We start from the raw sequence: 19,046 nt of genomic DNA, 5'->3' as shown, positions 1-19,046 counted from the left end.
CCATGACCACGCTCACCGACCCCGCATCGACCGGCCCCGCAACGTCCGCGGCGACGGCGGATGCCGCAGCGCCACGCCGGGGCTACGGTCGTCTCTGGGCGAGCCTGCCGCGCGAACTCGGGTACGTGCTGCTCGGGTTCCCCGTCGCGCTCGTCGGGTTCGTCACGCTCGTGACGCTGTTCTCGACGGGCGTGAGCCTGCTCGTCGTCGTCGTGGGGCTCGTCATCGTCGTCGCGTCGCTCTACACCGCGCGCGGGTTCGGCACCTTCGAGCTCGTGCGGCTGCGCTGGGCGGGCCGGCCCGCCATCCGCCGGCCGCAGTGGGATGCCGCGGCGCCCGTCGGCGAGGGCCCATGGCGGGCGTTCTTCGCGCCGTTCGTCGACGGCCACTACTGGCTGTACCTGTTGCACGGCATGGTGGTCGCGCCGATCGTGGCGCTGTTCACGTGGACCGTGACCGTCGTGTGGCTCTCGATCGCGCTGGGCGGCCTGACGTACTGGATCTGGGCGGTCTTCCTCCCGCAGGACTCGCGCGACGTCTGGCCGGTCGAGTGGTTCCTCGACCGCGTCTGGCCGGGCGCGTCCTCGGCGCTCGCCCTCGACCCGCTCGCGCTCGAGGCCGCGGGCCAGTTCGCCCTCGGCGCGGTGTTCCTGCTCACGCTGCCGCTCATCACCGCCGGCTTCACGCTCATGCACGACGGGATCGGACGCGGCATGCTCGGTGCGTGGCGCTCCGAGGCGCTCGAACGCCAGGTGCAGCACCTGGCGGCGTCGCGCGGCGCCGCCGTGCAGGCGGAGGACGCCGCGCTGCGACGTCTCGAGCGCGACATCCACGACGGCCCGCAGCAGCGGCTCGTGCGCCTGCAGATGGACCTCGCGGCGATCGAGCGCAGGCTCGACGCCGATCCGGACGTCGCGAAGGGGCTGCTCGCCGAGGCACGCGACCAGGCGCGCGACACGCTCGACGAGCTCCGGGCGCTCTCCCGCGGGTTCGCGCCGCCGCTGCTGCAGGACCGCGGGCTCGCCAGCGCCCTCGAGTCCCTCGCGGCGCGCAGCCCCGTGCCCGTCGAGCTCGAGTGGATGCTCCCGACGGGTGCCACCCTGCCGGCCGCCATCGAACGGAACGCCTACTTCATCGCCGCCGAGCTCCTGACCAACGCGGCCAAGCACTCGGGCGCGAGCGCCATCCGCCTCCGCCTCGCCCAGCGCGACACGGGCGCGACCGGGTTCTGGCTCGACCTCTGGGTGACCGACAACGGGCACGGCGGCGCGGCGGCGCTGCCGGGCCACGGGCTCGCGGGCCTCGACGAGCGCGTCCGCGGTCTCGGCGGCGTCCTGCTGGTCGACAGCCCGGCGGATGGCCCCACCGTGATCGGAGCCCACTTCCCGTTCGTCCCCGTGGATAGGGTGGGCGCGTGAGCGAGACCGCACCGCCCGCCCGACCGATCCGCGTCGTCCTCGCGGAGGACTCCATGCTCCTCCGCGAGGGGCTCGTGCGGCTCTTCGACGAGGCCGGGTTCGAGACGGTCGGTGCGTACGGCGATGCCGAGGCGCTGCTCGCCGACCTGGACCGCGCGGCGCCGGAGGTCGCGGTGCTCGACGTCCGCATGCCGCCGACGTTCCGAGATGAGGGAGTCCGGGCCGCCATCGAGCTCCGCCGTCGGCGGCCGGGGATCGGCGTGCTCCTGCTCAGCCAGTACGTCGAGGGCACCTATGCGCACGAGTTGCTCGCCTCCGCCGACGGTGGGATGGGCTACCTCCTGAAGGACCGCGTGGCCTCGCTCGAGGACCTCGAGGACGCGGTGCTCCGCATCCGGGACGGCGGCACCGTGCTCGACCCGCAGGTCGTGCGCGAACTGCTCTCGCGACGTGGCGACCCGCTGGCCTCCCTCACGCCGCGCGAACGGGAGGTGCTGGAGCTCATGGCCGAGGGCCGCACGAACGCGGGCATCGCCTCGCAGCTGTTCATCGGCGTCGGCGCGGTGGAGAAGAACGTGACCTCGATCTTCCAGAAGCTCGGCCTCGAGGACTCGGGCACCGATCATCGCCGCGTGCTCGCCGTCCTGGCCTGGATGCGACGCTGACCGCGCGCGCCGGCGCTGTTCAGTCGTGGGGCGTCGGGCGAAGCGGAGTGTACGTGCCGAAGACCTCGCGGTAGCGCACGTAGCCGATCCGGGCCCAGAGCACGAACCAGCCGGCCGCGATGACGACGCCGACGCCCACCGCGACGGCGGTCCCGCCGCCGAACGCGGTGACGACTGCGCCGATGAGCAGGCCGACCATGGCGCTCTCCACCGAGGCGATCACGGTCATCGAGCTGGCGAAGGGCTGGCTCGGGCGCGGACCGAACGGGAAGTAGGTACGGTGCGCACCGAGCCGGTCGTCGTTCGCGGAGCTGAGCAGGTACGGGGCGAGCCCGGGATCGAGGTCGAGGTACGCGCCGCGCAGCCGGTTCATCGCGATGACGTAGGCGAGGTCCTCGGTCATGCCGTTGAGCACGCGCGTCTGCGTGATGAAGCCGAGCAGGGCGAGCAGCGCCAGCACGCTGATCGCCGCGACGCCGAACCATCCGCGGAATCCGGTCACGTTGCCGAGCACGCTGAGGGTGACGAGCCCCGCCGAGACGAGCGTGAGGAAGATCGCGATCCGGGTGAGCAACTCGCTCTGGGTGGTGCTTCGTGAGGCGAGGAGGCTCCAGTGCTCGGTCGCGAGCATCTGCGCGCGGAGCGAGCGTTGCGCGTCGGTGAGCCCGTCGGCCGTGGGCCGACGGTCATCGGCGGGTGGAGGAGGGTCGATCCCGGGTGCATCCGACATGGCGGCATTCTGCCCTCGGTCCACGATCGCCGCACCCCTCGGGACCGGACCGACCCCCGGGGCGCGCTCAGTCGTCGGAGGTCGTCCGCAACGGGGAATGGAGGCGGAACACCGCGGTGTAGCCGCGATAGCCGCTCCGCATCCAGAGGGCGATCGAGCCGAGGCCGGCGAGCAGCCCGAGGGTGATCGCCAGCCAGATCGGGCCGGTGAGGCCGAGCACCACGCCGCCGACGAAGAGGGCGATCACGGCGGCCACGACCACGGAGATGATCATCGCCGAGCTCGCCCAGATCTGGCCGGGCCGCGGGCTGAACGGGTAGTACGTCTGCGCGCTTCCGGCCTCGTCGTCGTTCGCGGAGGTCAGGAGGTACGGGCCGATGCCCGGATCGAGGTCGAGGTATGCGCCGCGCAGCCGGTTCATCGCGATCACGAACATCAGGTCGTCGAGCGAGGCGTTGAAGGTCCGCTTCTGGGTGATCAGTCCGAGCAGCACGAGCAGCAGGAGCACCCCGAGCGCGGCGACGCCGAACCAGCCGCGGAACCCGGTGACGTTCCCGAGGACGCTGAGGGTGACCAGTCCCGCCGACACGAGCGTCAGGTAGATGGCGATGCGCGTGAGCACCTCGCTCTGCGTGGTGCTCCGCGAGGCGAGGAGGCTCCAGTGCTCGGTCGCGAGCATCTGCGCGCGAAGCGAGCGCTGCGCATCGGTGAGTTCGCCCGTGGTCGGTCGTGTTCCGTCCGGCGAGCCGGAGGCGTCGGGCCCGGGTGCGTCCGCCATGGCGGCATTGTGCACCCGGGCCCGGCCTGCGGCGGCCAACGCCGCGGAGTTTCCCGAATCAGCCCACGCCGGCTACTTCACGCTGACGTGCGCCGCGAGGAACCAGCGGTCCTTGTCCAGGCCCTGCCGGATCGCGATCGCGACGTCCTGGCTCGCTGGGTCGAGTTCCTCGAGCCCCTCGATCGCCGCGTTCACGCGTGCGGTCGCCACGTCGATCTGCGCGACGACGTCGGCGATCGTGTCGTCGGACCGCCGGAACCCGGCTGCCGGATTCGCGGCGTCGGTGGCGTCGGCGATCGTCGCGAGGCGCGCGTCGATCGGCAGTCCGAGCGCGACGACCCGCTCCGCGGCGAGGTCGGCCCACTCCTGGGCGTGGTCGACGACCGTGTCGAGGAACTCGTGCACCTCGAGGAAGTCGCGACCGCGGACGTTCCAATGGGCCTGCTTCCCGTTGACCGCGAGCACGGTGAGCTCGTGGACGAGCGGCGTGAAGAACTGCGACACGCCGGAGGCGACCTCCGGGTCGGCACCGCTCATCGGGGCGTTGGTGGTCTCTGACGTCTTCGAGTCGGTCATGTGGTCCCCTTCCACTCGTGGCGTTCGGATGCCACGCTATGCCCAACCGCGCATCGGTCCACCGGATTCCCGCCGGACTCGCAGGCGCGCGCGAGGGGATTGCGCGAACGGCGCGAGCGTGCAAGTGCGGGGTGCTCGTGGGTGCGGCGTCAGGCCCCGAGGTCCGCGAGGCCGGAGCGCTGCGGCGCGGTCGGAGCTCCGAGCGCCGACCGGTCGCCCGACCGGGTCCCGGACTTCGGGCGGAGCGCGCGGAAGGCGCGGACGAGGCACCAGGTCGCGAGCACGAGGAGGACGGACGATGCGATCGCGACCGAAAGGCTCGGTGCGCGCAGCGCTCCACCCAGGAGGTTGATGGCAGCGTTGCCCAAGGTGAAGGCGATCAGCGAGTCCCCGCCGAACGGTCCGGGCTCGATGGCCGCGCGATGGAACACGAGGGACCAGACGGCGTAGGCGGCGAGCAGGACTCCGCCGGCCGCGAGGAGGCCGATCGCGAAGTAGCCCGGGTGGTTCGTGAATCGATAGGCGGTCGCGGTGACGTACGAGCGCACCACCTCCCCGGGCCCGTCCTGCACGACCAGGGTGACGACGACGCCCGCGGCGACGGCGACGCAGCACGCGAAGAGCCACCAGCGCCGCAGGAACGATCGCCCGGACCGATCGCGCAGGGCCGCGGCGAGCACCATCCCGACGACGGCCAGGAGCAGGGCATGGAAGGCGCTCGGGCCGTACATGTCGCCGATGCCGAAGATCCGGGCGATCGCCAGTCGCGGCGAGCCCTCCCGAGGCGCCGGGATGAGCGCGGCCGCGGGCCACCACGCCGCCACGAGCAGGAGGGTCGCCGGCAGCCCGAAGCGGATCCGGAAGGCCACGAGCGGGACTGCGATCACGAAGAACACGACGTAGAACGTGAAGATCTCGGCGTTCGGGACGGCTCGCACGCCGATCAGCGACCACATGAGGTCGGAGGGTGAGAGCATGCCGCTGATCACCGCGGCGATGCCGATGATCGCCAGGCCGAGGAGGCATTTCAGGCTCTGGGCCAGCAGGCGCCGGACACCGCGCCGACGGTCCGTGCGCCACGTCCTGGCGTACGCCAGCTCGACGGCCGCTCCGGCGAGCAGGACGAACGTGGGGGTCGCGGTCCGCGTGAACGCTCGAGCCGCGAGGTACCCGTCAGGCGCCGCGTCCTCGAGCATCGACCAACCGCCAGTGATGATCATCACGTGGGAGACCAGCGCCAGGATGATGGCGAGTGCGCGCACCCAGTCGAGCGGGGCGATTCGCGTCGAGCTGCGCTCGGTGGGTGTCACCCGCTCCTCCTGGAATCGGTCGATCCGTATTCGGGGGAGGCGGTCGGAGGGGATGACGGGAATCGAACCCGCACCATCAGTTTGGAAGACTGAGGCTCTACCATTGAGCTACATCCCCGAGCGCCCGCACGCGGGCACCCGATCATCGTACACGGAGGCGGACGCCGGTTCGTGCACGAGCGCATGGCGGCGCGCCTGCCGTCCCGCGGCGACTCCGCCGCTCCCGCCTCAGCGCAGCGATCCGATGGTGCGGATGACTCCGCGGGCCAGGCGCATCTGCCGCTCGTACGTCGCGGCGATCGCGATCAGGAGCGCGCCGGCGATCCCGAGCCACAGCCACCACCACACCGCCTCGTAGAGCAGCGTGATCCACGGCCAGAGCTGCGCGACCGTGTGGACGAGCAGCACGGCGGCCCCCAGCAGGAGCGGTGCTTGGAGCCGAACCACGGCCCCGATCACGACCGCCGCGACCGCGACGATGCCGAGTGCGACGAGGCGCCACAGCGAGGGGTCGGTCCAGTCCGCGATGAGCGCGGGCACCATGAGCACGGCGAGGCCGGGGCCGAGGGCGGGCCAGCTCCCCGCCTCGGGCGATCGCCGCATCCGGATGGCCCCGCCGGCGACGAGCGCCGCGCCGATGGGTATCGTGACCAGATCGAAGGGATCGACCGTGCGCAGCGCGAGCGCGAGCCCGCCGGCGACGACCGCCGCGGCCAGAGCGGTCCAGCCCGGCACGGGGCCGGCGAACGGTCGCGACCGCGTGGCGGCACCGAGCACGTACGCGCCGCCAAGGACGACGAGGAGCACCGCGGTGCGGAGGTCGGCATCGACGCCCTCCGCGATCGCGAGCACGGTCGGGATCGCCGCCAGTGCGAGGGATGCCGCGAGCCCCGCCTCGGCCGCGCGCAGCGGCTCGACGCGGTCGCGAACCCAGAGCACGACCGCGACGAGCCCCACCCCGAACGCGAGGACGGGCCAGAACTCGACGTGAAGCCCGCTGACTTCGCCGGTCGCGACCGCGGACCCGCGCACGACGGCGGCGCCGGTCGCGGCCGCCCACCCGGTCGCGACGACGAGCCTCCGGATGGGGACGCCGCGGAGGAGATCGGGCGTGAAGCTCCCGGCGATCACGAGCACGGCGCCCGTCGCGACGAGCACGAGCGTTCGCAGCTCGGAGTCGCCCGCGAGGGCCACGGTCGGCAGGACGGCGACGGCGGCCGCCGTCGCGAGGAGCGCCGTCCGCCCCGCGGCGGTCGTCTCGGGAACCGCCCGCCTCCAGATGAGGAGTCCCGCCGACGTCAGCAGACCGGCCGCGAGCGGGAGGGTGTACGTCTCGACCCCGTCGATGCCGCGGCCGCCCGGCCATGCCCAGACGGTCGCGACGCCGAGTGCGAGCGACCCCCATGACGCGTGGACCGCGGGCGAGCGGCCTCCGATCGGATCGCCGAACAGCGTGGCGATCAGCAGCGGCACCGGTGTCAGCAGGAGGAGGACGAGCCAGGCCTCGCCGGATGGCTCGGATGTCGAGAGCCCGACGACGGCCGCGATCATCGTCAGCGCGCCGGCGACGATGCCCCAGATGCGCCTCAGGAGCGGATCCGCGGGGAGTGCGACGAGGGCGACGGCCGCGGCGGCGAGGATCGCGGCGGCGAGCCCGATCGAGACGTTCCCGGCGTCGAGGTCCACGCTGATCCCGGCGCCCGCGAACAGCATGGCGAGCGGGACGCCCCCTGCGAACAGCGCACTCATGGGCCCGAGATCCGAGCGGACCCAGACGAGGCCGATGGCGGCGAGCCCGACCGCGGGCGCCCAGGCCCATGGCGTGAAGGACGTGACGGCGAGCCAGGTCGACCCGATCATCGCGCCGGCGAACAGGGCGGCGCCGGCCGACACGCGGTCGTCGGTCGGGAGCCCGCGGGCGGCCGCGAGGGCGCCGAGCGCGAGCGTCGCGACCGCGGCGACGAGGAACGCGGGCGCGTCCCACGGAGTCGAGATCGGCACCCCGGATGCCTCCGCCCAAGCCGGGTACGAGACGGCGGCGACCAGCGTCACGAGCGAGGCGGCGACCACGTGCAGGACCCGGACCGTCGGCGCGGCTGTTCCGGCGATGCGATCGGCGAGGACCCGCCCCGCGATCGACAATGCGACCACGGACGGCACGACCCACCACCAGAGGCCCGTGGCCGAATGGCCGACCACCCACCCGAGCGCGGCCGCCGGGATGCCGCCCGCGGCGAGGACGACGATCGCGCCCCTGAGGCGCCGCGCCGGAGGGATCGCGGCGACGGCCAGCGCGACTGCGGCGACGAGGATGAGCCCGATGGCCGCCGCGACCAGGGTCGGCATGAGGACGGCGGCGGCGAGTGCGGTCGTGACGGCGGCCGCGATCACCGCGGCCGCGAAGCGGCGCAGGCGCCCGGTCAGCCCGAGGACGGCGCTCAGCGCGACGGCCGCCACCCCGAGTGCGAGCACGGAACCCCGGGCCTCGACGGGCAGTCCGCGTGGCGCGATCGCACTCACCGCCCGCAGCCCGGTCACGTCGGCGGCGAGATTCCCGAGCCCGGTCAGCGCGATGACGAGTGCCGGGAGCGTGGCGACGACTGCGATCGCGGAGGCGGCGAGGAGTGCCGGGACCGCGTCGCGGCGCACGGCGCCGATCCTCGTGATCGCCGCGACGGCGCAGGCCACGAGCGCGGCGAGTCCGGGAGCCAGCCACACGGAAGCCGTCGTCTCACCCTCGAGCGCGATCCCCAGGACGAACGCGAGCGGGACGCTGAGCCCCACGGCGACCGACGCGAGGACGCGCCATCCGCTCGCACCCGCCGCCCACGACGGCGACGCGGCGAGGAGGACGGTCCAGACGCCCGCGACCGCGAGGAACGACCAGAACGTCCCGAGCCCGACGGACGGGAGCGCCCATGCGGCGGTCGCGAGGGCGATGCCGCCGCCGGCGAAGCCGAGGGTGCGCACGATGACCCGCTCGGGTTCCGGCCGGATGAAGCGGGATGCGGCGCCGAGGAGGGCGACGGCCATCCCGCCGATCCACAGTCCCATGGCGTCCTCGCCCTCGGGTGCGATGGCGATGCCGCCGACGAACACGCCGGCGGGCGCGAGCGCCGCCGCCGCGAGCCTCGGGAGCCGCAGTCGGCTGACGACACCCGCGCCGGCGAGGACGGCCGCGACGACCAGCAGCGCCACCCCCCAGTAGGCCGCGGCATCGATGCGGTCCGCTCCGAACAGGCCGTTCGCCTGGATGATCCAGGCGTCGAGGACGAGCAGGACCGCGCCGACGGCCGACACGCCCTCGGCGGTGCCCGGGAGTCGTCGAGCGCGGAGGAACCATGCGAGGACGAGGACGATCACGCTCACCGCCGCGGTGATGAGGGACCGCATCTCGAGGTCGGCGACGACGAACGCGAAGAAGAGGAAGACCATCGCGGCGACCGAGAGCAGCACGACGCCGAGCGTGAGCAGCAGCACCTGGACCCCGGAACGGCGAGGAGCCGTCGGAACCGTGGCGCCGGGCCCGGCGGCGCTGTCGGGCACGTCGGGGGCCCGGTCCTCGTCCGGCGGCAACGGCGGTGCAGCCGGAGCAGCCGGAGCCGCCGGCGGCGGAGCCGCGACGGGCACTTCGAGCGGGGGCCGGGTGGCGGTTCCGACGCCGCTGCGTTCGGATGCCGCGGCGTGCGCGGCCTGCTCGGCCCGCATCCGGGTGATGATCGACTGCCGGTCGGCCTCTGCATCGCGCACGCGCATGCCCGCGGCGAGCAGGTCGGTCGCCGCAACCACGTCGAGCCGGAGCCCGCAGACGCCGCACGTGACGCCGAGCAGGCGCGAGAAGCACGCGGGGCACAACGTGGTGTCGGCGAACTGGTCGGGATCGCCCGGCCAGCGACGCAGATCGGGCGCGGCGGGACGCGTCGAGTCGGTCATGCGCACACTCTGGCATCGGGCCGGTTCCGGGCACCATAGGTGCCGGCACTGACTTCGTCCTCCACAGGCCGCGCGGACGGGTCGGACCGACGCATCGGGCGCACCACGGCTCGTGCAGTAGACTTTCCCGGGTCCAATCCGTGCTTCGACGTGCTTCGGCGTGCCGACGCGCAGGACCGGCGAGTCAAGCCGGCGACTCGGGGCGTAGCTCAGCTTGGCTAGAGCGCCCGCTTTGGGAGCGGGAGGTCGCAGGTTCGAATCCTGTCGCCCCGACGAGTCGCATCGGCTCGACCACGTACTTCCACCAAACAGGAGAAACTTCCCCATGCCGACCACTTCGGTTGAGAAGCTGAGCCCGACGCGCGCCAAGCTCACCATCTCGGTGACGCCCGAGGAGCTGAAGCCCAGCATCGCCCACGCCTACGAGCACATCGCCGAGCAGATCAACGTGCCCGGCTTCCGCAAGGGCAAGGTGCCCGCGCCCGTGATCGACCAGCGCGTCGGCAAGGCCGCCGTCCTGGAGCACGCGGTCAACGAGGGCCTCGACGGCTTCTACCGCGCCGCCGTCACCGAGCACGAGCTCCGGCCCCTCGGGCGCCCCAACGCCGACATCGTCGAGTGGCCGAACGAGAAGGACTTCTCGGGCGACCTGCTCCTCTCGATCGAGGTCGACGTGCGTCCCGAGATCGAGCTGCCCGAGTACGACGGCCTCGAGGTGACCGTCGACTCGGTCGAGGTCGCCGACGACGAGGTCAGCGCAGAGCTCGAGCGCCTCCGCAGCCGCTTCGGCACGCTGATCACGGTCGACCGTCCGGCGAAGACGGGCGACTTCGTGACGCTCGACCTCGTCGCGAAGATCGAGGAGACCGAGGTCGACACGGCCAGCGGCGTCTCCTACGAGCTCGGCTCGGGCGAGCTGCTCGAGGGCATCGACGAGGCGCTCGACTCGCTGACCGCGGGCGAGACCACCACGTTCTCGTCGAAGCTGCTGGGCGGCGACCACGAGGGTGAGACCGCCGAGATCACCGTGACCGTCACCGCCGTCAAGGAGCGCGAGCTCCCCGAGGCCGACGACGACTTCGCGCAGATCGCGAGCGAGTTCGACACGCTCGACGAGCTGACCGAGAGCCTCAAGGACCAGGTCGCGAAGAACAAGTCGTTCGGCCAGGGCACCCAGGCGCGCGACCTCCTCGTCGACAAGCTCCTCGAGCTCGTCGAGGTCCCGGTCGCCGACAGCGTCATCGAGGACGAGGTGCACCGCCACCTCGAATCCGAGGGGCGCCTCGAGGACGACGAGCACCGCGCCGAGGTCACCGAGGCGAGCACCAAGGCCTTCAAGACCCAGATCGTGCTCGACGCGATCGCCGAGGCCGAGAAGGTCCAGGTCAGCCAGGAGGAGCTCACGCAGTACCTCGTCCAGGGTGCCGCGCAGTACGGCATGGACCCGAACGAGTTCGTGCAGGTCCTGAGCCAGAACGGCCAGATCCCGGCCATGGTCGGCGAGGTCGCGCGCAACAAGGCGCTCGCGATCGCCCTCGGCAAGGCGAAGGTCGCGGATGCCGCGGGCAATGCGGTCGACCTGTCGGAGTTCACCGCCGTCGCCGGCGAGGACGAGGCCGCCGCCGAGGCTGCGACCGAGGAGGCTCCCGCCGAGGCCGAGGCCGAGGCTCCGGCCGAGGCGGCTCCGGCCGAGAAGAAGCCGGCGCGCAAGCGCGCGACGAAGAAGGCCGACGCCGAGTAGTCGACGGTCGAGACGGACGGGGTCGGGCAGCACTGCCCGACCCCGTCGTCGTCTCCGGCGGTTGATGCGGCGAGATCGAGAGGCGAGGGGCGATGGGCGACGACTGGCAGCGACGCGTCGACGAGGTCTGGGACGCGGCATCCGAGTTGGGGGAGCGGGAGGTGATCGTGCGGATCGACGCGCTCGCCGCCGAACTGCCCGCCGACGATCCCCGCGGACCGTTCGAGGCGGCAGGAGCCCGCGACTCGGCAGGCCTCGAGGAAGAGGCCGAACCGCGGTACCGTCGTGCACTCGAGCTCGGGCTGTCGGGGCGGGCCCGCGTGGAGGCGCACATCCAGCTCGCCTCCACGATCCGCAACCTCGGCCGACCGGCGGAGTCGCTCGCCCTGCTCGACGAGGTCCATGCCGATGCGGGCGACCTGGCCGACGCCGTGGCGGCGTTCCGTGCGCTCGCACTCGTCTCGACCGGCGCAGCGGATGCCGCGGCATCCGTCGCTCTCATCGCGCTCGCGCCGCACCTCACGCAGTACCGCCGCGCGGTCGACGCCTACGCGCGCGAACTCGTCGCGCCGCCGGATGGCGGGCCGCGGTCCGGCGCCTGACGTGCCTCGCCGCGGCGCGGCATCCGCCGACGGCGAACAGTCCGGTTCCCGCGTGTTGCACCGGATAGATTCGAGACCAACGAAGCAACGGAACGGAGCGAAATCCATGGCCGAACCGACACTGCAGCCCAGTGTGTTCGATCGACTGCTGAAGGACCGCATCATCTGGCTCGGCTCCGAGGTGCGCGACGACAACGCGAACGAGATCGCCGCGAAGCTGCTGCTCCTCGCCGCCGAGGACCCGAAGAAGGACATCTACCTCTACATCAACTCACCCGGCGGCTCGATCACGGCGGGCATGGCGATCTACGACACCATGCAGTTCGTCCCGAACGACATCGTCACGGTCGGCATCGGCATGGCGGCCTCGATGGGGCAGTTGCTGCTCACGGCGGGCACCAAGGGCAAGCGGTACATCACCCCCAACGCGCGCGTCCTGCTGCACCAGCCGCACGGCGGCTTCGGCGGCACCGCGAGCGACATCCAGACGCAGGCCCAGCTGATCCTCGACATGAAGAAGCGGCTCGCCGAGATCACGGCGGCGCAGACCGGCAAGACCGTCGAGCAGATCAACGCCGACGGCGACCGCGACCGCTGGTTCAACGCACAGGAGGCGCTGGAGTACGGCTTCGTCGACCACATCCGCGAGTCCGCACTCGACGTCTCGGGCGGCGGCGGGACCGACCAGGCTGCGTAGGAAGAGAGAGACAGTGAGTATGAACATCCCCGCCTTCGGCGGCACCGCCTTCTCGGGTGGCCGGCAGGCCCCGGGCTCGCGCTACATCCTGCCGAGCTTCGAGGAGCGCACGGCCTACGGCTACAAGCGGCAGGACCCCTACGCGAAGCTCTTCGAGGACCGCATCATCTTCCTCGGCGTGCAGGTCGACGACGCGTCGGCCGACGACATCATGGCCCAGCTGCTGGTGCTCGAGTCGATGGACCCCGACCGCGACATCATGATGTACATCAACTCGCCGGGCGGCTCGTTCACGGCGATGACCGCGATCTACGACACCATGCAGTACATCCGTCCGCAGATCCAGACGGTCGTGCTCGGCCAGGCCGCGTCGGCCGCTGCGGTGATCGCCGCTGCGGGCACGCCCGGCCGCCGGCTCGCGCTGCCCAACGCGCGCGTGCTGATCCACCAGCCCGCGATGGGCGAGGCCGGCCACGGCCAGGCCTCCGACATCGAGATCCAGGCCGCGGAGATCCTGCGCATGCGCACGTGGCTGGAGGAGACGCTCTCGCGTCACTCGAACCGGACCATGGAGCAGGTGAACGCCGACATCGATCGCGACAAGATCCTGTCGGCCGAGGAGGCGCGCGAGTACGGCCTCATCGACCAGGTGCTCACGTCGCGGAAGACGCTGCCGGCGCTCAGCCGCTAGTCCGCGCGGACTCACGAGGGGCGGGTGCGGATGACGCATCCGCCCCTCGTCGTGTCGTTTCCGCCAAACCGCGGCGGATCGGCCCCGAGCGACGCCCGTCGGGCTAGGCTCGGAACAGACTCGGTTCGAGGGAGGAAGCGATGGCACGCATCGGGGAGAGTGCTGACCTCTTGAAGTGCTCCTTCTGCGGCAAGAGCCAGAAGCAGGTGCAGCAGCTCATCGCCGGTCCCGGCGTGTACATCTGCGACGAGTGCGTCGAGCTCTGCAACGAGATCATCGAGGAGCGGCTCGCCGAGGCGGGGGAGCCCGAGTCGGGCGAGTTCGAGCTGCCGAAGCCGAAGGAGATCTTCGGGTTCCTCGAGGAGTACGTCATCGGCCAGGATGCCGCCAAGCGCGCCCTCGCCGTCGCCGTCTACAACCACTACAAGCGCGTCCGAGCGAAGGCGGCGATCACGCCCGCCGACCGCGCGCACGACGACGTCGAGATCGCGAAGTCGAACATCCTCCTCATCGGTCCGACGGGCTGCGGCAAGACCTACCTCGCCCAGACGCTCGCGAAGCAGCTGAACGTGCCGTTCGCGGTGGCGGATGCCACGGCCCTCACCGAGGCCGGCTACGTCGGCGAGGACGTCGAGAACATCCTGCTGAAGCTCATCCAGGCGGCCGACTACGACGTCAAGCGCGCCGAGACCGGCATCATCTACATCGACGAGGTCGACAAGATCGCTCGCAAGGCCGAGAACCCGTCGATCACGCGCGACGTGTCCGGCGAGGGCGTGCAGCAGGCGCTCCTGAAGATCCTCGAGGGCACCGTGGCATCCGTGCCTCCGCAGGGCGGTCGCAAGCACCCGCACCAGGAGTTCATCCAGATCGACACGACGAACGTCCTCTTCATCGTGGCGGGAGCGTTCGCCGGGCTGGAGGAGATCATCTCCTCGCGCGCGGGCAAGCGCGGCATCGGCTTCGGGGCTCCGCTGCACTCCAAGCAGGACGAGGCGGAGCTGTTCAGCGAGGTCCTCCCCGAGGACCTGCACAAGTTCGGCCTGATCCCGGAGTTCATCGGCCGACTTCCCGTGGTCGCGACGGTCACCCCGCTCGACCGCACCGCCCTCATGGAGATCCTGACCGAGCCGCGGAACGCGCTCGTCAAGCAGTACCAGCGGATGTTCGAACTCGACGGCGTGCAGCTCGACTTCGACCACGCTGCGCTCGAGGCGATCGCCGATCTCGCCGTGCTGCGTCAGACCGGCGCGCGCGGACTCCGCGCGATCATGGAGGAGGTGCTCGGGCCGATCATGTTCGAGGTGCCGTCCTCGACGGGAGTCGCCCGGGTGGTCGTCACGAAGGAGACGGTCATCGACAACGCCGCTCCGACCATCGTGCCGTCCAAGCCGCGCCGGGCCGAGAAGTCGGCCTGATCCACCCTCGGACGCACGGCGGCGATCGAACGCCCGTGCCCTGCTCGAACGGTGCCGATGCGCTCCTGGTCAGTCGAACACCCGAAGCACATGCCAGTGCGTTCCGTCGTGCCCGACGTCGAACACGTGGGTCTCGCCCTCTGCACTGGTCGCCTGGAAGCGCCATCCGGTGATCGCCAGCGGGGCGCGCCCCGCACCCGGGTCGTCGCCCGCGAAGGCGAGCCACCACTCCGCCGGGCCGACGAGCGGGGTCGGCGTGTCGTCGACGCGGAAGCGGCGCGCTCGCCAGACGAGGCGCTCCGGGACTCCCGTGGCGCCGGTCCACACTTCCGCCGGTTCCGTCGTCCGCTGCATCCCGACCTCCGAGATTCGAAACTGTGTTCGAATGGTAGCACCCGGAGGTGCACGGCGGAACGGCTCGACCCGAGGCGGGTCCGACGGGCGCGCCGACGCGTCGCGGGCCTCGGCCCGCGACGATCCCGCGTCGCCTACGCCAGGTCGTCGTCGCTGCGCGCGCCGAAGACGATCTCGTCCCAACTCGGCATCGCGGCGCGACCCTTCTTCTGACGGGTCGTCTGGCCCGACTTGCCGCCCCACAGCGCCCGGGCGGCCGTGCCGGCCCGCTGCTGGGCCTCGTCCGCGTCCTCGTCGGCGGCGGCATCGACGTGGTCGTCGGCCTCCGCCGGCGACGAGGCCGGTGCCGCAGCCGAGTCGGCCGACGTCGGGGCCGCCGGTGCCGGTGAGGTCGTGATCCGCTCCGGGACGGGGCCCACCTCGCGTTCGCCGCGCCGCCGGCGCAGCGCTTCGAGCAGGTCGGCCGTCTCGCCGGTGGGCGGCGCCGGCTCATCGGCTCGCTTGATCGCGGCCCGCGCGACCGCTGCACTCGACGCGGTCGTCGTCGAAGGGGCCGTCGTCGACGCTCCCGACCCGCTCGGTGCCGATGTCGGCCGGGCGGCGGCGAGTTCGGGCTGGGGCGCGGTGTCGTCGTCCGCGGTGTCGGCGACGTCGAACGTGAACGCGCCACTGTCGAAGCGCGAGGCGTCATCGGCGGTCGAGACCGCTCGCAGCCGCGGGATCATGCCGCCCCGCACCTCGCCCTGCTTCGAGAGCGTCGTCGCGTCGGCGTTCTGCGGGTGCAGCGCCTGCTTGCGAGGCTCGAACGACCACCGCGCGTCGTGGTCGATGCCGTCGGCCGTGAACTCGAGCTTGACCATCCAGCCTCGCTCCTCGTCCTTCCAACTGGCCCAGCGCTCGCCGTGCGCGCCCAGCCCGGCGAGGCGCTCCCGCACCATCGAGCCGAACGACGTCGGCTCGTCGCCCTCGGCGACCTCGGCGTGGGTCGGGACGGCGAGGGCGGAGGTGACCATGTGTTCGCGCTCCGCGATCACCGGTCCCTCGAATCGGCGGATGTCGTCGACCGACGCGCCCGTGAGCTCGGCGACCTCCTCGGCCGAGAGGCCGGAGCGGATGTGCGCCTGCACTTCGCGCGGCGAGAGCTTCGGTCCGGTGCGCGTCTCGGGCACCGCCTGGCGGATGCGGGACTGCAGCACCTCGTCGACCTCGATACGGAATCGCGCGCCGTCGTCCGAGGCCGCGATGAGGGCGCCGCTCTCGACCCCGATCACCTTGAGTTCCTGCATGGCGAGAAGCCCTTCCGTGCCCTTGATCTCCGCCCAAGGATGCCACGCGGGTTCCGCGTGCGCTGGGAATACGCCGGGCGTGCCGTGAGTTGTGCATTCCACCGGTTCGGACGACCGACGGATGGTTTGCTTACGCACTTGATTTCGTGCAGACTATGGCCGCCGAATCCTCGGCAATGGAAAAAGGATGGGAATGGCAACGGATTACGACGCGCCGCGGAAGACCGAAGACGACTCCGAGTCGATCGAGGCCCTCAAGGAGCGCGTGCCCGACAAGATGTCGGGAAGTGTCGACGTCGAGGACGCCGACAACCCCGGCAGCTTCGACCTGGCGGGAGCCGACCTGTCCGACGTCGAACTCGACGTCGTCGTGCTGCCGCCGCAGGCCGATGAGTTCACCTGCGTCAGCTGCTTCCTCGTGAAGCACCGCTCGCAGATCGACCACGAGACCAAGCTCGGGCCGATCTGCCTGGAGTGCGCCGCCTAGGCGGGCTCCCCACCGACACGAGGCCGTCGCGATCCGTTGATCGCGGCGGCCATTTCGTGCGGATGCCGCGTCGACACGAGCCAGTACGGCGCCGGGTCGGCGGGGTCCTCGATGGGCACGCGCACGACGTCGCGGATCCAGCCGCGGATCACGAGGTACGCCCGCGCGTCGAGGCCGGTGCCGCGCTCGGTCCGTGCGGCTTCGCCCTCGGCCGGGATCGCCTGGCCGGTGAACTCGAGCGGGACCACCGCCCTGCCCGCACGGAGCCGGCCGTCCCCGACCTCGATCACGGGTGACGTCAGCGTGAGCGACCCCGCGACGGCCACGTAGAGGAGGACACCGGTCGCGATGCCCGCTGGCAGCGACACCGGGGCGAGCACGAGGATGCTCGCGGGGACGAGCAGCAGGCTGGTGAGGTAGATCCAGGGCGTCGGCCAGAGCCGTTCGCGGTAGTCGGGCATGGAACTATCAGACCAGACTTCTGCACTACCCTCGAACGGTGACCGATTCCGTCGATGTGCTGATCACGGCCGACCACGTCCCCGCCTACGCCCACCCGGGCGACGCCGGGGCCGACCTCCACGCCGCCGAGTCCGTCGTGCTCGAGCCGGGGGAGCGCGCCACCGTCGGCACCGGCGTCGCGATCGCACTGCCCGACGGCTACGTCGCGTTCGTGGTCCCGCGGTCGGGGCTGGCGTTCAAGCACGGCCTCACCATCGTGAACGCGCCCGGCACGGTCGATGCGGGCTACCGCGGCGAGATCAAGGTCGCACTGCTGAACACCGATGCCCGCGAGCCGTACCGGATCGAGGCGGGCGACCGGATCGCGCAGCTGGTGGTCATGCCGGTGAGCCGAGCGCGGTTCGTCGAGGTCGAGAAGCTGCCCGGAAGCCTTCGCGGCGAGGGAGGATTCGGATCCACCGGATTCGGGGCGAACCAGTCAGGAGCACACGCGTGAGCGACATCGAGAACATCGACGACATCCCCGTCGACCACCCCAAGTCCGCGCCGGAGGACCGCGCGACGAACGGACCGTTGGACGAGTCCGAGGCCAACCCGGTCCGCCCGTACGTCGACCTCGGCGGCGTCAAGGTCCTGCCGCGCGAGGGGCTGCACCTGCGCCTCGAGGTCGAGGAGGGCACGAAGCGCGTGGTCGCGGTCGGCCTCGACTACGCCAACTCGACGCTCCAGGTGCAGCCGTTCTCGGCGCCCCGGTCGAGCGGGCTCTGGCACGAGATCCGCGGCCAGATCGCCGAGCAGATCGCGCGGCAGGGCGGGTCGACGCAGGTGCGCGAGGGAACGTTCGGCCCCGAACTGCTCGCGCAGATCCCCGTGACGACTGCCGAGGGACAGGCCGGCAAGATGCGACTCGCTCGCTTCATCGGCGTCGACGGGCCGCGCTGGTTCCTGCGCGGCGTCATCGCCGGCGAGGCCGCGGCCGATCCGGCGGCGGCGGCGAAGATCGAGGACCTGTTCCGCTCGATCGTCGTGGTGCGCGGCAACACGCCCATGCCGCCGCGCGACCTGATCCCGCTGCGCATGCCGGCGCCGTCCTCGGGTGGTCAGCCCGCGTGAGCGAGGATCACGCCGCCGACGGCACGGACCGTGATCGGCCCGGGAACGCCGGCTCATCGAACGGCGGCGAGGCGGATGACGCGGCAGCCGAGTTCGGCCGCCAGGTCGCCGCGGCCGCCGAGAAGTCCGGCCTCGGCCGGATCGCCCGCGACGAGACGCTGACCCCGGCCGACCTCGTCGGCGCGCTCGGCGGCATTCGCGGGCTCGCCGAGGCCATCCTGCCCGGCCTCGTGTTCCTCGTCGTCTACACGTTCACGCGCGAGCTCGGCTGGGCGCTCGGGGCCTCGCTCGGCCTCGCCGTCGTGTTCACGGCGGTGCGCCTGTTCACGCGGAGCCAGCCGACGCAGGCGATCGCCGGGCTCATCGGCGTGGCGGCATCCGCTGCACTCTCGCTCTGGACCGGGCGTGCCGAGGACAACTACGTCATCGGCTTCTACACCAACGCCGCCTACGCGGTCGCGATCCTCGTCTCGCTCCTCGTTCGATGGCCCCTCGTCGGCCTCATCGTCGGATTCCTGATGGGCGACGGCACCGGGTGGCGCCGCGAGCGGCGGAAGTACCGTGCGATGCAGTTCCTGACGGTCGTCTGGCTCGGCATGTTCGTCGCCCGGCTTCTGGTGCAGGTGCCGTTCTACTATGCGGGAAACGTCGAGGCCCTCGGCGCCACCCGGCTGCTCATGGGCGTGCCGCTCTACGCCCTGCTGCTCGTGTTCTCGTGGCTGGTCGTGCGCGCGGTCTACCCCGCGAAGCGCGCCGCCGAGTGATACAGTTATCTCGACATCAAG

The 19,046-nt window shown here is 71.8% G+C and carries 19 protein-coding genes and 2 tRNA genes; 12 read left to right on the top strand and 9 right to left on the bottom strand.

Annotated elements, in window-relative coordinates; translation table 11 throughout:
- Positions 1-2: 2 nt before the first annotated feature.
- Positions 3-1,418, top strand: coding sequence for a sensor histidine kinase (locus GJR97_RS15090; RefSeq protein WP_154347581.1), 1,416 nt, complete (start codon positions 3-5; stop codon positions 1,416-1,418).
- The gene (locus tag GJR97_RS15085; RefSeq protein ID WP_324613564.1) at positions 1,415-2,083 is read left to right on the top strand and encodes a response regulator transcription factor; all 669 of its coding nucleotides are present in this window, start codon (positions 1,415-1,417) and stop codon (positions 2,081-2,083) included. Before GJR97_RS15090 ends, GJR97_RS15085 begins: the two co-directional genes overlap by 4 nt.
- Before the next feature lie 19 nt (positions 2,084-2,102).
- Here GJR97_RS15085 and GJR97_RS15080 read toward each other — a convergent pair whose 3' ends face one another.
- The 6 genes from GJR97_RS15080 to GJR97_RS15055 all read right to left on the bottom strand — a co-directional run bounded on the left by GJR97_RS15080 (position 2,103) and on the right by GJR97_RS15055 (position 9,410).
- Complete coding sequence (locus GJR97_RS15080; protein ID WP_154347580.1) at positions 2,103-2,813, bottom strand: hypothetical protein; 711 nt, start codon at positions 2,811-2,813, stop codon at positions 2,103-2,105.
- A gap of 67 nt (positions 2,814-2,880) precedes the next feature.
- Positions 2,881-3,591, bottom strand: a complete 711-nt coding sequence (locus tag GJR97_RS15075; protein WP_195760730.1) for a hypothetical protein — start codon at positions 3,589-3,591, stop codon at positions 2,881-2,883.
- Positions 3,592-3,663: 72 nt separating this feature from the next.
- The gene (locus tag GJR97_RS15070; RefSeq protein WP_154347579.1) at positions 3,664-4,167 is read right to left on the bottom strand and encodes a Dps family protein; all 504 of its coding nucleotides are present in this window, start codon (positions 4,165-4,167) and stop codon (positions 3,664-3,666) included.
- A 149-nt stretch (positions 4,168-4,316) separates the two neighbouring features.
- Positions 4,317-5,477, bottom strand: a complete 1,161-nt coding sequence (locus GJR97_RS15065) for a hypothetical protein (RefSeq protein ID WP_154347578.1) — start codon at positions 5,475-5,477, stop codon at positions 4,317-4,319.
- Between the two features lie 47 nt (positions 5,478-5,524).
- Positions 5,525-5,595 (bottom strand) — tRNA-Gly (locus tag GJR97_RS15060).
- 110 nt (positions 5,596-5,705) lie between these two features.
- On the bottom strand, positions 5,706-9,410 hold the full coding sequence (locus GJR97_RS15055) for an SCO7613 C-terminal domain-containing membrane protein (protein ID WP_154347577.1): 3,705 nt from the start codon (positions 9,408-9,410) through the stop codon (positions 5,706-5,708).
- 198 nt (positions 9,411-9,608) lie between these two features.
- Between GJR97_RS15055 and GJR97_RS15050 the strand changes: the two genes are divergently transcribed.
- The 6 genes from GJR97_RS15050 to clpX all read left to right on the top strand — a co-directional run bounded on the left by GJR97_RS15050 (position 9,609) and on the right by clpX (position 14,559).
- Positions 9,609-9,683: transfer RNA gene (locus GJR97_RS15050), tRNA-Pro, on the top strand.
- 52 nt (positions 9,684-9,735) lie between these two features.
- Complete coding sequence (tig, locus tag GJR97_RS15045; RefSeq protein WP_154347576.1) at positions 9,736-11,151, top strand: trigger factor; 1,416 nt, start codon at positions 9,736-9,738, stop codon at positions 11,149-11,151.
- Positions 11,152-11,243: 92 nt separating this feature from the next.
- Positions 11,244-11,753 carry a tetratricopeptide repeat protein gene (locus tag GJR97_RS15040; protein WP_154347575.1) on the top strand — a complete coding sequence of 170 codons (510 nt, stop codon included), beginning with the start codon at positions 11,244-11,246 and terminating at the stop codon, positions 11,751-11,753.
- 64 nt (positions 11,754-11,817) lie between these two features.
- Positions 11,818-12,450, top strand: coding sequence for an ATP-dependent Clp protease proteolytic subunit (locus GJR97_RS15035; RefSeq protein WP_271192402.1), 633 nt, complete (start codon positions 11,818-11,820; stop codon positions 12,448-12,450).
- A 19-nt stretch (positions 12,451-12,469) separates the two neighbouring features.
- On the top strand, positions 12,470-13,141 hold the full coding sequence (locus tag GJR97_RS15030) for an ATP-dependent Clp protease proteolytic subunit (protein ID WP_154347573.1): 672 nt from the start codon (positions 12,470-12,472) through the stop codon (positions 13,139-13,141).
- 140 nt (positions 13,142-13,281) lie between these two features.
- Complete coding sequence (clpX, locus tag GJR97_RS15025) at positions 13,282-14,559, top strand: ATP-dependent Clp protease ATP-binding subunit ClpX (RefSeq protein WP_154347572.1); 1,278 nt, start codon at positions 13,282-13,284, stop codon at positions 14,557-14,559.
- A gap of 69 nt (positions 14,560-14,628) precedes the next feature.
- Here clpX and GJR97_RS15020 read toward each other — a convergent pair whose 3' ends face one another.
- Positions 14,629-14,913, bottom strand: coding sequence for a hypothetical protein (locus GJR97_RS15020; RefSeq protein WP_154347571.1), 285 nt, complete (start codon positions 14,911-14,913; stop codon positions 14,629-14,631).
- Positions 14,914-15,047: 134 nt separating this feature from the next.
- Complete coding sequence (gene sepH, locus GJR97_RS15015; RefSeq protein ID WP_154347570.1) at positions 15,048-16,199, bottom strand: septation protein SepH; 1,152 nt, start codon at positions 16,197-16,199, stop codon at positions 15,048-15,050.
- A 193-nt stretch (positions 16,200-16,392) separates the two neighbouring features.
- Here sepH and GJR97_RS15010 point away from each other — a divergent pair, with 193 nt between their 5' ends.
- The gene (locus GJR97_RS15010; protein WP_129233012.1) at positions 16,393-16,686 is read left to right on the top strand and encodes a DUF4193 domain-containing protein; all 294 of its coding nucleotides are present in this window, start codon (positions 16,393-16,395) and stop codon (positions 16,684-16,686) included.
- Here GJR97_RS15010 and GJR97_RS15005 read toward each other — a convergent pair.
- Positions 16,683-17,147 carry a DUF3093 domain-containing protein gene (locus GJR97_RS15005; protein WP_154347569.1) on the bottom strand — a complete coding sequence of 155 codons (465 nt, stop codon included), beginning with the start codon at positions 17,145-17,147 and terminating at the stop codon, positions 16,683-16,685. The two genes, GJR97_RS15010 and GJR97_RS15005, sit on opposite strands and share 4 nt — an antisense overlap.
- 38 nt (positions 17,148-17,185) lie before the next feature.
- Here GJR97_RS15005 and dut point away from each other — a divergent pair, with 38 nt between their 5' ends.
- The 3 genes from dut to GJR97_RS14990 are packed head-to-tail and all read left to right on the top strand — an operon-like array spanning position 17,186 to position 19,025.
- Positions 17,186-17,644 (top strand): dUTP diphosphatase, encoded by a 459-nt coding sequence (gene dut / locus GJR97_RS15000; RefSeq protein ID WP_129233010.1) that lies wholly within the window; start codon positions 17,186-17,188, stop codon positions 17,642-17,644.
- The gene (locus GJR97_RS14995) at positions 17,641-18,261 is read left to right on the top strand and encodes a DUF3710 domain-containing protein (RefSeq protein WP_324613563.1); all 621 of its coding nucleotides are present in this window, start codon (positions 17,641-17,643) and stop codon (positions 18,259-18,261) included. Before dut ends, GJR97_RS14995 begins: the two co-directional genes overlap by 4 nt.
- Positions 18,258-19,025, top strand: coding sequence for a DUF3159 domain-containing protein (locus GJR97_RS14990; RefSeq protein ID WP_324613562.1), 768 nt, complete (start codon positions 18,258-18,260; stop codon positions 19,023-19,025). The genes GJR97_RS14995 and GJR97_RS14990 overlap by 4 nt, the downstream gene beginning before the upstream one ends.
- Positions 19,026-19,046: the final 21 nt, after the last annotated feature.

It is taken from the genome of Agromyces kandeliae (assembly GCF_009674665.1).
Classification (GTDB): domain Bacteria; phylum Actinomycetota; class Actinomycetes; order Actinomycetales; family Microbacteriaceae; genus Agromyces; species Agromyces kandeliae.
Note: the sequence above shows the minus strand (reverse complement) of the source record. Positions and strands in the feature narration are given on the sequence as shown.

What these genes read in the sequence shown, in the direction of transcription:
- GJR97_RS15090 (WP_154347581.1), top strand. Translation starts at nt 3, where the DNA reads ATGACCACGCTCACCGACCCCGCATCGACCGGCCCCGCAACGTCCGCG.
- GJR97_RS15080 (WP_154347580.1), bottom strand. Translation starts at nt 2,813, where the DNA reads ATGTCGGATGCACCCGGGATCGACCCTCCTCCACCCGCCGATGACCGT.
- GJR97_RS15075 (WP_195760730.1), bottom strand. Translation starts at nt 3,591, where the DNA reads ATGGCGGACGCACCCGGGCCCGACGCCTCCGGCTCGCCGGACGGAACA.
- GJR97_RS15070 (WP_154347579.1), bottom strand. Translation starts at nt 4,167, where the DNA reads ATGACCGACTCGAAGACGTCAGAGACCACCAACGCCCCGATGAGCGGT.
- GJR97_RS15055 (WP_154347577.1), bottom strand. Translation starts at nt 9,410, where the DNA reads ATGACCGACTCGACGCGTCCCGCCGCGCCCGATCTGCGTCGCTGGCCG.
- tig (WP_154347576.1), top strand. Translation starts at nt 9,736, where the DNA reads ATGCCGACCACTTCGGTTGAGAAGCTGAGCCCGACGCGCGCCAAGCTC.
- GJR97_RS15040 (WP_154347575.1), top strand. Translation starts at nt 11,244, where the DNA reads ATGGGCGACGACTGGCAGCGACGCGTCGACGAGGTCTGGGACGCGGCA.
- GJR97_RS15030 (WP_154347573.1), top strand. Translation starts at nt 12,470, where the DNA reads ATGAACATCCCCGCCTTCGGCGGCACCGCCTTCTCGGGTGGCCGGCAG.
- clpX (WP_154347572.1), top strand. Translation starts at nt 13,282, where the DNA reads ATGGCACGCATCGGGGAGAGTGCTGACCTCTTGAAGTGCTCCTTCTGC.
- GJR97_RS15020 (WP_154347571.1), bottom strand. Translation starts at nt 14,913, where the DNA reads ATGCAGCGGACGACGGAACCGGCGGAAGTGTGGACCGGCGCCACGGGA.
- sepH (WP_154347570.1), bottom strand. Translation starts at nt 16,199, where the DNA reads ATGCAGGAACTCAAGGTGATCGGGGTCGAGAGCGGCGCCCTCATCGCG.
- GJR97_RS15010 (WP_129233012.1), top strand. Translation starts at nt 16,393, where the DNA reads ATGGCAACGGATTACGACGCGCCGCGGAAGACCGAAGACGACTCCGAG.
- GJR97_RS15005 (WP_154347569.1), bottom strand. Translation starts at nt 17,147, where the DNA reads ATGCCCGACTACCGCGAACGGCTCTGGCCGACGCCCTGGATCTACCTC.